8 protein-coding genes and 1 pseudogene are annotated in these 14,872 nt (G+C 46.7%); 7 read left to right on the forward strand and 2 right to left on the reverse strand.

The features are described 5' to 3' along the window. Positions 1–359: 359 nt before the first annotated feature. Entirely contained in the window at positions 360–2,942 is a 2,583-nt protein-coding gene (locus AB6E08_RS20365) for a molybdopterin oxidoreductase family protein (RefSeq protein ID WP_372067351.1), read from the reverse strand. Positions 2,943–3,415: 473 nt separating this feature from the next. On the opposite strand from AB6E08_RS20365, the gene nirB reads away from it, so the two are divergent. From nirB to AB6E08_RS20385, 4 genes are all read left to right on the forward strand, one after another. After that, entirely contained in the window at positions 3,416–5,998 is a 2,583-nt protein-coding gene (gene nirB / locus AB6E08_RS20370) for a nitrite reductase large subunit NirB (RefSeq protein ID WP_372067348.1), read from the forward strand. A 139-nt stretch (positions 5,999–6,137) separates the two neighbouring features. Further along, positions 6,138–6,482, forward strand: a complete 345-nt coding sequence (gene nirD, locus AB6E08_RS20375; protein ID WP_004730303.1) for a nitrite reductase small subunit NirD — start codon at positions 6,138–6,140, stop codon at positions 6,480–6,482. Positions 6,483–6,624: 142 nt separating this feature from the next. Then, complete coding sequence (locus tag AB6E08_RS20380) at positions 6,625–8,094, forward strand: NarK family nitrate/nitrite MFS transporter (protein WP_009844888.1); 1,470 nt, start codon at positions 6,625–6,627, stop codon at positions 8,092–8,094. 147 nt (positions 8,095–8,241) lie between these two features. Beyond that, entirely contained in the window at positions 8,242–10,032 is a 1,791-nt protein-coding gene (locus tag AB6E08_RS20385; protein ID WP_372067345.1) for a protein kinase domain-containing protein, read from the forward strand. Positions 10,033–10,116: 84 nt separating this feature from the next. Here AB6E08_RS20385 and cra read toward each other — a convergent pair whose 3' ends face one another. Next, positions 10,117–11,121, reverse strand: coding sequence for a catabolite repressor/activator (gene cra / locus AB6E08_RS20390; protein ID WP_372067342.1), 1,005 nt, complete (start codon positions 11,119–11,121; stop codon positions 10,117–10,119). 385 nt (positions 11,122–11,506) lie between these two features. On the opposite strand from cra, the gene fruB reads away from it, so the two are divergent. From fruB to AB6E08_RS20405, 3 genes and pseudogenes are all read left to right on the forward strand, one after another. Further along, positions 11,507–12,640: a fused PTS fructose transporter subunit IIA/HPr protein gene (fruB, locus tag AB6E08_RS20395; RefSeq protein WP_114635482.1), complete on the forward strand. Its 1,134-nt coding sequence runs from the start codon at positions 11,507–11,509 to the stop codon at positions 12,638–12,640. 9 nt (positions 12,641–12,649) lie between these two features. Next, positions 12,650–13,627: a 1-phosphofructokinase gene (gene pfkB / locus AB6E08_RS20400; RefSeq protein ID WP_009844884.1), complete on the forward strand. Its 978-nt coding sequence runs from the start codon at positions 12,650–12,652 to the stop codon at positions 13,625–13,627. Positions 13,628–13,642: 15 nt separating this feature from the next. Further along, positions 13,643–14,821 (forward strand): annotated as a pseudogene (locus AB6E08_RS20405) (PTS fructose-like transporter subunit IIB); the annotation flags it as partial. Positions 14,822–14,872: the final 51 nt, after the last annotated feature.

Consider the following 14,872-nt stretch of genomic DNA (forward strand, 5'->3'; position numbering starts at 1 on the left):
GTCTATCAGGTAAGTGAGAGGAAAGCCCTCCGCGAAGCGGCTTAGTTCAACAGCTATATTAGACAGAATAATTCTGCATTTTGTCCCTGAAACAATTCTGTCTAGTTTCCAAGACTCGCTGCACTTAGCCAAATAACTCATTTAATAACATCATCTTACCTACTTTTATTCGTATCAAACATGACAAAAAGCAGAAATTTTCCATATAGTTTCGGCAAAATGCAGAAAACTCCCCAATATGTGAGTACACCGCAGTTCAGGCAATGAAGGTTTTATCTTGGGAATCGCGTTTTCAAACAAAAACGCCGACATGATTGTCGGCGTTTTTGTTATAGGTATGGATAAGTGAGAGGCAGTAACTACTTCGCCATGGTACTCAAAAACTCGGCTTCAAACTCTTCATCGGCTTCTCGGGTTAGGCACTCCACTAGCCAGTCGATGCTTTGATGGTCTAGCTTACTGTTCACCACAAAGGCTTGCTTTACGCCAGACTGACCCAGTTTGGCAGAACCGTAGTTCTTGAATGACTTATTGCCGTGGTAATGGAGTGACTTGATTGCCTCAGCGTTAGGTTCTGGCAAGGCATCGAGTGTGTTGGCCAGTTGAATCACCAGCTCCATTGGGTTCTTGGATGATGAGATGCGATACAGAAAACCGCCCTCCACTCTTTGGCGTACCCAGTAATCAAAGCCACTGCAGTCCATCACCTTGTCGCTGACCAAGGCGGCTTCACTGCGATAACCACATGGTTCAACCACTACTGGGGTATGTTTGAACTCTGGCTGACCTGATGCCGCATCGGTATGCGGCAAGATCAGGTCGCATGGTTTGCTGTCTTTGGCGGTCGGTGCGTTCCAATGAATCGGCATGAAGACTTGTTCACGGCGCATCTCTTTGGTCACTACTAAGCGGGCTTGGCACTCCCCTTGTGCGCTGCGCACTTTCACCACAGGATTAATGGTCGCGTGGTTAAACGCATCTAGCCCGAATTCATCCAAGTTCAGTTCTGAAACCGTATCTGGGTGCATGGCGACAAACGGTTCTGGGGTGTGTTCACCTAAGCCTGCCGCCAAACCTGTGCGGCTCATAGTGTGCCATTGGTCTCGGATTCGACCTGTGTTCATGATAAGCGGGAATTCCAGGCTGGTATCGGCAATCGGTTTGTCGTGCTCAACTGCAATAAACTGCGCTTTGCCTGATTCAGTAAAGAACTCGCCATTGGTGAACATGCGCTGCTCAATGATCTCTGGTTGATACTCTAATACTGGCCATTGCTGTGGAGTGAGTTCGCCATAACCTTTCTCATCCAGTTGCGTGAGTCCAATTAAGCACAAGTCACGCTCTTTACCTGTTTCATTGCCGAGCGCTGTCATCTCGCAATACTCTTTGAAGATCTCGCCTTCGTGGCGGAACTCGAATTGCTCTTTGAATCCCATTTTTTGCGCGACTTCTTTTAATATCCACCAATCGGGTTTGGCTTCCCCTGGGCTTGGTAATATACGGCGTTGGCGTGAGATTCGACGCTCAGAGTTAGTCACGGTGCCCGACTTCTCGCTCCACCCTTGCGCGGGCAACACCACATCAGCCAAGCGAGTGGTCTCAGTATCGGCAATACAATCCGACACCACCACAAATGGGCACTTCTCTAATGCGGCTTTGATCTTTTCGCTATCTGGCAAACTCACAACTGGGTTAGTCGCCATGATCCACACCGCCTTGATTTTGCCTTCATTCATGGCATCAAACAGGTCAATCGCTTTTAAACCCGCATGTGTGGCTAAGCTGTCGGTTTGCCAGAACTCGCTCACCGTTTGGTGTGATTGCGGATCACCAAATTCAAAGTGCGCTGCTAAAGTATTGGCTAAACCGCCCACCTCACGTCCGCCCATCGCGTTCGGCTGGCCCGTTACTGAGAATGGCCCCATACCCGGCTTGCCGATTTTTCCGGTCGCTAAATGGCAGTTAATAATGGCATTCACCTTGTCACACCCTTGTGTCGATTGGTTCACGCCTTGGGAGTAAATGGTCAGCACCTTCTCATTCGATGCAAACAAACTGTAGAACTGTTTTAGCTGCTGCTCTGATAACCCTGTGAGCTCAGGAACACTTTTGTCGCCCCAGCCTGATTCGGTGTAACGATATTGAGTTGCAGATCGAATCGACTCAGTAAAGCCTTGAGTGTGGTTTTCTATGTAGTCTGAATCTAGCTTGTCGTTATCGTCGAGGTAGCCTAATAAGCCGTTAAACAACGCCACGTCTGAGCCTGATTCCAATGCCAAGTGAATGTCTGCGATTTCACAGGTGTCGGTATAACGCGGGTCGATGACGATGACTTTCAATGCAGGGTTGGCTTGTTTTGCGGCTCTTAACCTTTGGAAAAGTACCGGGTGACACCATGCTAGGTTGGAGCCTGTAATCACGACTAGATCGGCTTGCTCGAGATCTTCATAACAGACAGGTACTGTGTCTGCGCCAAATGCTCGCTTATGCCCGACCACGGTTGAAGCCATGCAAAGGCGAGAGTTACTGTCGATGTTGCCACTGCCGATGAAGCCTTTCATCAGTTTATTGGCAACATAATAGTCTTCGGTAAGCAGCTGACCAGAAACATAGAACGCAACCGAATCGGCCCCAAATTCTTCGATGGTTTGATTGAATTTGTCTGCGACCAACTGAGTTGCATTGTTCCAATCCAGCTCTTGTTTTTGCTCATTCTGAATATGAGCAGGCTGTGTTAGGCGTCCTAAAGGCGTGACGGTGTCGCCAAGCGCAATCCCTTTAGTACATAGCTTTCCGTAATTTGACGGGTGGTCTTTATCACCACGTACTTCTAGTTTCCCTAGCGATGTCGGTCTCGCTTCTATTCCACACCCTACACCACAATAAGCACAGGTTGATTTTATCCAGCCGCTGTTTGAATCGGTCATCCGTTTCTCGCTCAATTATCCATAATTGTAATAACTCAAACCAAGCAAATAGCACGCCACTTAACACCAGCCGACCGAATTGAAATATTATCGTTTAAAAAACAACAACTTAATAAAATAAAAAATATCAACGCTGAACAAAATCGAACTTAGCCAAGATAGAAACTTAACTTTTGCACCATCTTGCAGAAAGTTGCACCACAAATGCTCATTTATATAAATCTAACAAAAATTTTACATACCACTTTAGGGGTAATTACGTGCCACCTCAGATTTTTAAATATTTGAAATATATGGATTAAATTTTATTTAAATGAACAACTCGCAATCTGGCACCCTCCTTGCTCCACTAGAAACCAAGACTTAGAAAAAACATTTTTGTTTTTCTTGATGATTATGAATTGAGTGGAATCTCAACCCGGTATTCATCTGCTAACGACTAGAAATTAGATGCTAGTGATGGTGACGCCGAGAATAAGGAATGGATTATGAGCAAGAAGAAAATCGTCGTTGTTGGTAACGGCATGGTTGGACACAAATTTATCGACAACATCCTGCAATCAGAGAGTGATGAGTTTGATGTTATTACTTTCAGTGAAGAGCCAAGGTTGGCATACGACCGTGTTCAGTTGACCGCTTACTTCAAGCGCGGAAATGCTGATGATTTGGCATTAACCAGCGAAGAGTATTACCAAAGCAATGGCGTCAATTACCTTCTCAACGCGAAAGTCGCTCAACTAGATACTGAAAATAAGTGCGTTGTGACTGAATCGGGACATACCGAGAGTTATGACACCTTGATTCTGGCGACCGGTTCATTCCCTTTTGTTCCCCCTATTCCCGGTAACGACCAAGAACACTGCCACGTTTATCGCACCATCGAAGATCTAGACGCCATTGAACTATCTAGCAAAGGCAGCAAATCTGGTGTAGTGATTGGCGGTGGTCTGCTTGGCTTAGAAGCCGCAAACGCAGTCAAAAACCTTGGCTTGGAAACCCATGTGGTTGAATTTGCACCTCGCCTGATGGCCGTTCAATTAGATGACGGTGGCGGTGCCCTACTGCGCAGAAAGATTGAAGACCTTGGGGTGCAAGTTCACACCGAGAAGGCCACCTCTGAGATAGTCGCGGGTGAGAACGCTCGCTACAGAATGAACTTTGCAGACGGCACCCACCTTGAAACCGATATGATCGTGTTCTCTGCAGGTATTCGCCCTCAAGATGCTCTAGCTCGCAGCTCTGATATTGCCATTGGTGAACGTGGCGGCATCGTGATTAATGATCACTGCCAAACTAACATCGACAACGTGTATGCGATTGGTGAGTGTGCGCTTTGGGACAACAAGATCTTCGGCTTAGTCGCCCCTGGTTACTCCATGGCGAAAGTCGCGGCTTCGCATATTGTCTCCAGCGGCACTGACGATGCTGCATTTACTGGTGCCGACATGAGCACCAAGCTCAAACTGCTTGGTGTTGATGTGGCCAGTATTGGTGAAGTACATGGCAAGACGGAAGGCGCTCAGTCGTATACCTACAACGATGAAATTGAACAAGTTTATAAGCGCCTGATCATCTCGGCAGACGGCACAAAGATTGTCGGTGCAGTATTGGTCGGTGATGCAGAGGCTTACGGTTCGCTACTGCAAATCAAACAAAACGATATGCCCCTTCCTGAAAACCCATCGGTATTGATTTTACCTAACGTGGCCGATGATTCAGGTTCGGCAATGGGTGTTGAAGCTCTGCCGGATAGCGCTGTGATTTGTTCATGTTTCGATGTGACCAAAGGCGACATTAAAGACGCGGTTTCAGCGGGTTGCACCACGATGGCTGCATTGAAAGAAACCACGAATGCTTCAACAGGTTGTGGCGGTTGTTCTGCCCTTGCTAAACAGGTTCTCGATAGCGAGCTAAGTAACCTAGGTGTGGAAGTCTCTAACGATATCTGTGAGCACTTTGCGTATTCTCGCCAAGAGCTAACTGACATCATCCGCGTCAACAAAATCAAGACCTTCGATGAGCTGTTAGATTCTCACGGAAACGGATTGGGCTGTACTGTGTGTAAACCGGCTGTCGGTTCGATTCTGGCTTCGTACTGGAACGATTACATCCTTGAAGATCAACACATAGAACTGCAAGACACCAACGACATCTACCTCGGTAACATGCAAAAAGACGGCACCTACTCTGTGGTTCCGCGTATTGCTGGCGGTGAAATCACACCCGATAGACTAATCGTGCTTGGCGAAGTCGCTAAAGAATTCGACCTTTACACCAAGATCACCGGTGGTCAGCGTGTCGACTTGTTTGGCGCGCAACTTAACGAACTGCCAATCATCTGGAAAAAGCTGATTGATGCGGGTTTTGAAACGGGCCATGCCTACGGTAAGTCAGTTCGTACCGTGAAATCGTGTGTCGGTAGCACATGGTGCCGATACGGTGTCGACGACAGTGTTGGCTTAGCGATTCGACTAGAGAACCGCTACAAAGGCTTGCGCTCACCCCACAAGATCAAGTTTGCGGTTTCTGGCTGTACTCGTGAATGTGCAGAAGCCCAATCAAAAGACTTTGGCATTATCGCAACCGACAAAGGTTGGAACCTCTACATCTGTGGTAACGGCGGTATGCGCCCTCGCCATGGTGACCTTTTCGCGACCGACCTTGATGAAACCACCCTGCTGCAATACATCGACCGCATTCTGATGTTTTACACACGTACCGCGGATCGCCTACAGCGTACATCGGTATGGATGGAAAACCTTGAAGGCGGCATTGAATACCTCAAGCAAGTCGTGATTGAAGACAAGCTCAACGTTGCTGAAGAACTTGAAGCCGATATCGCCCTTAACATCGAAAAATACCAATGTGAGTGGAAAACCACCATCGAAAACCCTGAAAAAATGAAGCGTTTCCAGCACTACATCAACAGCGAAGAAATGGACTCTAGCCTGTCATTCATCAAAGAACGAGAGCAGCGTTTTCCTAAGCCGAGCTTGAGCTCTTCTTCAGATTCACAACGCGATGAAATGCTAACCAAGGCTGACCAAATCGAAGTCACGGAAGTTTCGTAAGCCGAATGGTTGGTGAGTGAATCAGTAACAACTAAACCCAATATCGATAGTCGACAGTGGCGCAGCCCAAGAAAACTGCTGTCGGCTATCACCCTAATTAAATTGATTATTAGTTTTATGTTTTGACTAGGAGAAAGTCATGGAAAATTGGACAACCGTATGCAACACCCGGGACCTAACCCCAAACGGTGGTATTTGCGCCAAAGTAGACGATAACCAAGTGGCTATTTTTTACTGCAAGCGCAGTGACACGCTTTATGGACTCTCTAATTACGATCCTGTTGGCAAGGCGAATGTGATGTCACGTGGTATCATTGGTTCATTAAGCGGTGAGCCTTACGTAGCCTCACCCTTATACAAGCAGCATTACCACTTAGAAACTGGCGCGTGCCTTGAACAACCCGATCTCAAGCTCGTGAAATTTGAAGTTCGCAAGCAAGGAGAACAGGTTCAGGTTCTCGCACCGCTTGCTATCGCCAGTTAACTAATCGCCGACATCATCATGTAAACGCTTTATAGGCGTGAGCAATTTCGGCACAGGGTTTAGCCACATGAATGCGTTCGAATTTCGGAAGTAACGCACGAGCTAAAGCCGGGTAATTTTCCAGATTTAAAGGATTTAAACCATGGATAACACAAAATTTTCGCTGCTTTCATTTACGGGTAAGATGAAAACCTTACACCTAAGTTGGATGGCCTTTTTTATCACCTTTGTTGTGTGGTTCAACTTTGCCCCACTACTGCAAATGGTAAAAACGTCGCTTGGTCTTTCCACTGAAGAGATCAAAACACTGCTGATCCTCAACGTTGCATTGACCATTCCGGCGCGTGTCGCCATTGGTATGTTAACCGACCGATACGGCCCAAGGTTGGTCTACTCTTCGCTACTCGCGGTCTGTTCTATCCCTTGTTTCATGTTCGCTATGGCAGACTCTTTCATTCAAGCGGCCATCGCTCGTTTCCTACTGGGCTTCATTGGTGCAGGTTTCGTTGTCGGTATTCGTCTTGTATCTGAATGGTTTCCACACAACGAGCTGGGTACTGCAGAAGGTATTTACGGCGGTTGGGGTAACTTCGGTTCAGCAGCAGCAGCGTTTACCCTTCCAACTCTCGCTCTAGCGTTTGGTGGTGAAGACGGCTGGCGTTATGCGGTTGGTATTACTGGCGTAATGAGCTTAGCGTTCTCGTTTGTGTTCTACAAAAACGTAACGGATACACCAAAAGGTTCTACTTACTTCAAACCAGCTCAAGTAACAGCGATGGAAGTGACATCAAAGGGTGACTTTTTCTTCCTACTTATTATGAAGATCCCAATGTATGCCGCTTTAGCGCTACTGACTTGGAAGCTATCACCAAGCAACATCAACATGTTATCTGACATGGCGGTTTACTCTGTGTATGCAGGTTTAGCCGCACTTTACGTGTACGAAGTGTCGCAAGTTTGGAAAGTAAACAAGAACGTATTTAAAGAAGAAGTACCAGAGATTCACCAGTACAAATTCAAGCAAGTTGCGGTACTTAACGTATTGTACTTCGCGACATTTGGTTCTGAACTGGCTGTTGTTTCTATGCTGCCACTGTTCTTCTCTGACACCTTTGAATTAACACCAGTTCTTGCAGGTATGGTTGCATCGGCTTATGCCTTTATGAACCTAATGTCTCGCCCAGGTGGTGGTTGGATTTCAGATAAATTCGGTCGTAAACCAACACTGCTTATTCTAACGATTGGTCTTGCTGTGGGTTACTTTGCAATGGGTCAAGTCGACAGCACATGGCCTGTATGGCTAGCGGTTGTCGCAGCGATGGCGTGTTCTTTCTTCGTGCAAGCGGGTGAAGGTGCAGTATTCGCAACAGTTCCTCTAATCAAGCGTCGTATGACAGGTCAGATTGCTGGTATGACAGGTGCTTACGGTAACGTGGGTGCAGTAGTTTACCTAACTGTGTTGTCATTCGTGAGCTACCAAACGTTCTTCTTAGTGATTGCAGGAACAGCGGTATTAGGCTTCGTTACTCTGATGTTCATGGAAGAGCCTAACGGCCAAATTGCTGAAGTGAATGACGACGGTAGCGTGACCTTGATTAACGTATCGAGCTAACCACTCATTGAATCGGGAGTAGTACCGAGGTGTGTTTCACCACTTTGGTACTGCGTTCAAAGGCTCTAGGTTCACTAGGGCTTTTGTTCTTCCTCAGATGTGCTCTCAAGCAAATGAGAAGACAGCCAGTTAAAAAGAAGACCAGTTATGACAATTTCATTCAGCCAAGGGCAAGTCGTCACGCCGGAATCAAACAACCAGCTCACACTCAAGTTTGGTGGTTATTCGAATAAAGGCATACGTGATGAAAATCAAGATGCCATCATTGTAAAACACCCGAAGACTCGTGCTGAGCAAGAGTTGAAAGGCAGTGTCGCCTGCATAGCAGACGGCGCGAGTTGCAGTGAACACGGCCAGAAAGCCAGTCACACCAGCGTGATGCAGTTTATCGACGACTATTACGCCACTCCAAATAGCTGGAGCATTCAACGTTCGGCACAAAAGGTCTTAACCTCACTCAATTCTTGGCTCTTCAACACGTCTGTTTCTAATATTCATCCCGCACAACAAGTGAACCATAATGCGCTCGTTTCCACCTTTAGCAGCGTGATATTGAAATCGAACACCGCGCATATATTCCACGTTGGCGACAGTCGCATTTACTTACTAAGAGATGGGGAATTACGCCAACTGACCCGTGACCACACTCGTAAGAACATGGGACAGAAACATTACCTAACGCGAGCTTTGGGGATGGATAATCAACTCAACGTTGACTATCAAACCCTGCCTATCAAGAAAAACGACTGCTTTATCCTGACCTCTGACGGCGTGCACGAGTTTGTTGCTCCCAATACTTTCAAAGAACACATCGATAAGCCTGTAGCGGATTTTGAATACGCAGCACAAACCATCTGTAACACTGCTTTAAGCCACAATAGCTCAGACAACGTGAGCTGTTTGATTGTGCAAGTCAGCCATCTACCTAAACCTTCGCTCATTGAGTTCCATGAAAAGCTGGCTAAACGTGCCATCCCACCCGCGTTAAAGCTCGGGCAAAGTATCGACAACTTTATGGTGCTTGAGGTGTTGTATGCAGGCTCTAGAAGCCATGTGTATCGTGTGATGCAGAAAGAGACACAAACCGAGTTCGTGCTGAAAGTCCCTTCCGTCCAATATCATGATAGCCCTTCGCAACTGAGAGCTTTCTTTAATGAACAATGGGCGGGGATCTTGCTAAACAATAAGAAAGTAATGAAGGTCTACCCGACACCAGAGAACTCGCAATTTTTATATCAAATCTGCGAATGGGTAGAAGGCATCACGCTAAGACAATGGATGTACGACAATCCAAAACCGTCACTCAATGAAGTACGCGACATACTAGAAAAAATCACACAAGGTATTCGAGTATTACAACGCGCAGATATGGTGCACCGAGACTTAAAGCCCGAGAACATTATGCTTCAACATGATGGTGAGATAAAAATCATCGACCTTGGCGCTGTATTAGTCAGAGGACTTGAAGAGGGAGAGCTCGCAGACAAAGATGACACTCCATTAGGTGCGGTCAATTACATTGCACCCGAGACCATCAAACATAACAGCGCGACCACAAGCTCAGATCTGTTCTCTATCGCCGTGATCGGCTATGAGATGCTAACCGGTGAATTGCCCTACTCTGAAATGACCGCGCAATCGCTTAAGCAATCTCACCACCATCAATGGGAATACCAACCCATCACTCAGAAACGAGCGGACTTACCAAGCTGGGTGGATTTGGTGTTACAAAAAGCCTGCGCGGAGTCGCCAAGCGAACGTCATCAAGTGTTGGGGGATTTTGTGGCAGACCTCTACACACCAAACCAAAGCTTGGTCAAAAGCAAAGCCAAGCAACCTTTGATAAACCGAAACCCGATCCAGTTTTGGAAGGTGCTAGCCTTGTTGCTCAGCATTGTTGCCATTGTAGAGTTGGGCTTATTGCTTAGCTCGAGTTAAATCCAAGTTCGAGTTAATTACAGGTTCGAGTTAATTCCAAGCTCGAGCTAAACGCGAGGCTTCTAGCTAACAGTAAAACTCGAGCTAGCCTCGTTTTACTAAGCTTCTCGGCACGAGTTCAATACCCGCTTGATAACGCTTAGCCGATGCATTTAACGCCAAAGCAAAAGCACTATCAGCAATCACTTCAAACTGCTGCGGCAACGAATGGACTTTGAAAGGCAGGAAGTCGAGCAGTCGGTTATCACCAAAGGTTGCCAATTTGACTTGATTGATCAGCTCTGGCTTTTCAACCATCACATCAAGCACACCCTCTAATAAGGTGTAAGACATAGTCACGATCGCATCAGGAATTGTGCCTTTTGCAATCCACTCTTCAAAAACCTCGCGTCCAGATTCTCTATCAAAGTGCTCGCCATAACCCACAACCATCGGCTTGCTTTCCGCTAGCCTTGTTTGTTGAGTATGTGCTTTATTCGCCGCTTCAAAACCCAGCTGACGTTCACGTGAGATATTTAAATCAGGTAGTGCACCTATCAAGCCAACACTGTGAATGCTGTCATCAAGAATTGAATGCGTCAGTTCAAATGCTGCTTCGAAATCTTCACTGATCACGCAAGCAAAATGCTCATCGTCTAACGGACGGTCAATCGCAATTACTGGGGTACCTGAGTTTTGCAGCTTCAAGTAGAACTCGTTGGCGTCCGGCATTGAACTCGCCACCAGCAAGGCATCAATACGACGGCTCACCAAAGCTTCAGCGACTTTACGTTCAGTTTCAGCATCATCATCAGAGCAACCAATCAAAATCTGGTAGCCCACTTTACGTGAGTTCTGCTCTATCAATTTTGCTAAACGCGCGTAACTGCTGTTTTCCAGATCAGGAATAATCAAACCAAATGAACGGCTATTACCAGCACGCAGCGACGAAGCAGCATGGTCTGGTTGGTAGTTATACTCTTCCACCACCGCCATGACTTTCTGCTGCGTCTTTTCACTGATTCTGTATTTCTGCGCCTTGCCGTTGATGACATAACTGGCCGTGGTTTTCGATACTCCAGCCAATTTAGCAATTTCATCAAGTGTCATATGGGTGACCTGTATTTTGTGCGTAGGATCATATAACCAATGATCTGATCCTCGGATTAGTTGAATTATATGCTGAATCGATTCAGTATAAAAGCTGAAAGGATTCAGCAAAATCTGAAAAGTGACTTCAATCATCCTTTTGAATGGATTGAGCGTCATTTGTTGTGATTCAACTTCTCGTTATTAACGAAACTGAAATTACGACACGCAGCAAAACTATTTTGAAAACCAAAATCGGCTTTGCTGAATTTTTTTACACTGAATGCTGAACCGATTCAGCTAAAGTAAAACAAAGAGCAAAGCAACGAGTAAAGTTCACTAATTCTTGCTCTAGACTGAATCGTAGCGATACACAAATTCTCAAGCGATACGCTAAAGAGGCACCATGCTTAAATTATCAAAATCTGACATCACTCTTGGTCAAACGGCCGATGACAAATTCAAAGCTATCCAGAACATTGCTGGCGACCTAACCGCGAAAGGTTTAGTTGACTCTGGTTACGTTGAAGGAATGCTGAACCGTGAAAACCAGAACTCAACGTTCCTAGGTAACGGCATCGCGATTCCTCACGGCACCACTGACACTCGTGGCCTAGTAAAAGAGACAGGCGTTGCGGTACACCACTTCCCTGAAGGTATTGATTGGGCAGACGGCAACCGTGTTTACGTAGCAATTGGTATTGCAGCTAAATCTGACGAGCACTTAGGCATTCTTAAGCAACTAACGAAAGTGCTAGCGGCTGACGGCGTTGAAGAGAAATTAAAGCAAGCGAAATCAGAAGACGAAATCATCGCCCTACTTAACGGCGAAGTTCAACTAGAAGCCGACCTAGACGCTTCTTTAGTTCAGCTGTTGTTCCCTGCAAGCGACATGATTCAAATGTCGGCAGTTGCGGGCGGCCTACTTAAGAACACAGGTTGCACTGACAACGCATTCGTTGCCGACCTAGTGACGAAAACACCGACTCACCTAGGCCAAGGCCTGTGGTTGTTGGGCAGCGACAAAGGCGTAACACGCACTGGCGTATCGTTCGTTTCAACAGCTAACCATTGTGAATTCGAAGGCACACCAGTTAAAGCATTGGTGGCATTTGCTGCTTGTAACAGCGCTCACCAATCGATCCTAGCAAACCTAAGCAAGATGGTTTTCGAAGGTAAACAGCAACAACTGCTAACTGCTGATGCAGCGCAAGTGATTGGCCTTCTGAAAGGTGAAGCGGTTTCTACAGCTTCTCAAGACGACGACAACTGCGCGGTATTCAAAATCAAAAATGCACACGGCCTACACGCTCGTCCGGGCGCAATGCTAGTCGCTGAAGCGAAGAAGTTCGAATCAACTATCCGCGTATCAAACCTAGATGGCGATGGAAAAGAAGTGAACGCGAAGAGCTTGATGAAAGTAATCGCGCTTGGCGTTAAACACGGCCATCAGCTTCAGTTTGTTGCTGAAGGTGAAGATGCAGCTCAAGCACTTGAGTCTATTGGCAAAGCTATCGCTTCTGGCCTTGGCGAAGGTTAGGAAATCGATATGTCTGATAAACAAATCAAAGCCGTTACCGTAACCCTAAACCCTGCTCTAGATCTGACAGGTAGCATCGATGTGCTAAACGTAGGTTCAGTTAGCTTGGTGAACAAAAGCTCACTGCATGCAGCGGGTAAAGGCGTAAACGTAGCAAAAGTACTTTCAGAGCTTGGCGCTAAAGTCACCGTAACAGGTTTCCTTGGTCGCAATAACGAAGAGCCGTTCTGCCAACTGTTTGAACAGATGGGCGCAACTGACCGCTTTATTCGTGTCGACGGCGCAACTCGCATCAACGTGAAGTTAGTAGAAGAAAGTGGTCAAGTTAGCGATATCAACTTCCCTGGAGTAGCGGTAACACCGATTGCCATCGAGCAGTTTGAGCGCACTCTATTCGGGTTAGCTGAAGACCACGAATATTTCGTGATTGCAGGCAGCTTACCTCAAGGCGTTTCACCTATGTTATGCGCATCGTGGATTCAAAAACTTCACGATATGGGCAAGAAAGTGTTATTCGACAGCAGCCGTGATGCACTTAAAGCGGGACTCGATGCACAACCATGGCTGATCAAGCCAAACGATGAAGAGCTATCTCAGTTATTCAACGCCGAACTAACTACACGCGACCAATGCCAACACGCAGGCCAAGCCCTAAGTGAAAAAGGCATCGATAACATCGTTGTGTCACTTGGTGCTGAAGGTGTGATGTGGCTTAACCAAGGTGAGTGGTTACACGCTCAACCTCCGCGCATGCAAGTAGTAAGCACGGTAGGTGCAGGTGACACCTTAGTTGCTGGCCTATGTTGGGGTCACATGCAACAGATGCCAAAACCAGAACTTATTCAATTCGCAACCGCCCTATCTGCTCTAGCAGTTTCACAGGTAGGCGTGGGTGTAACCAGCCAACAAGAGCTGGATTCAGTACGACAAAATATCCAATTACAGGCGCTTAGTGCTCCAACTAGTCAGTTAGACACAAGTAAATAGGACAAAGGGATTATTATGAATATTACCATCATCACAGCTTGCCCAAGTGGCGTAGCAAACAGCATCATCGCAGCAGGCTTGTTAGAGCAAGCTTCAAAAACACTGGGTTGGAACGCCGCTATTGAATGTCAATCTAGCGTATTACCTAACTCTCCAGTATCACAAGACACGATCGACAGCAGCGACGTTGTTGTTATTGCTGCCAACACAAAGGTTGATAAAGCGCGCTTTGTTGGAAAAAAAGTGTACCAAGCAGCTATCTCTGAATGCACAGCCAATGCAAAAGCATTTCTAGAGAAAGCGATAGCAGAAGCAACGGTACTAGATGCTTCTCAAGTTGAAAGCACTGTTGAAGTGGCCGGTACTTCAGCAAACCCTTCTACAACAGCAAGTACAGGCAGCAAAAAGATCGTAGCGATTACCGCTTGCCCGACTGGTGTTGCACACACCTTTATGGCTGCTGAAGCGCTGGAAGCAGAAGGCAAACGCCTAGGTCACCAGATCAAAGTGGAAACTCGCGGCTCTGTAGGTGCGAAAAACCAACTGACAGACCAAGAAATCGCAGACGCTGACCTCGTTATCATCGCAGCAGACATCGATGTTCCACTGGATCGCTTTAACGGCAAAGCGCTATACAAAACGACAACAGGTCCTGCTTTGAAGAAAACAAAGCAAGAGATGGAAAAAGCATTCGCAGAAGCTAAGCCATACCAGCACACAGCGTCTTCTAATTCAGCGCCTGCTGATGAGAAGAAAGGTGTGTACAAGCACCTAATGACAGGTGTATCTCACATGCTTCCTGTGGTTGTTGCCGGTGGTTTGATCATCGCACTGTCTTTCGTATTCGGTATCGAAGCGTTTAAAGAAGAAGGCACATTAGCAGCAGCATTGATGACTATCGGTGGTGGTTCTGCATTCGCACTGATGATTCCTGTTCTTGCTGGTTTCATTGCATTCTCTATTGCTGACCGTCCGGGTCTGGCTCCAGGTCTAATCGGCGGTATGTTGGCTAGCTCAACAGGCGCAGGTTTCCTAGGTGGTATCGCAGCGGGTTTCATTGCGGGTTACGCAGCAAAATTCATTGCCGACAAGGTTCAACTTCCACAATCCATGGAAGCCCTCAAACCGATTCTGATCATTCCGTTTATCGCGAGTTTGTTCACTGGTTTGGTCATGATTTACATCGTTGGTGGGCTTTGTTGCGTAATTCAATGGAACTAAATCAAGAACCTACGATCTGATCAG

The organism is Vibrio sp. 10N.247.310.24, assembly GCF_041467175.1.
Lineage (GTDB): Bacteria > Pseudomonadota > Gammaproteobacteria > Enterobacterales > Vibrionaceae > Vibrio > Vibrio tasmaniensis_A.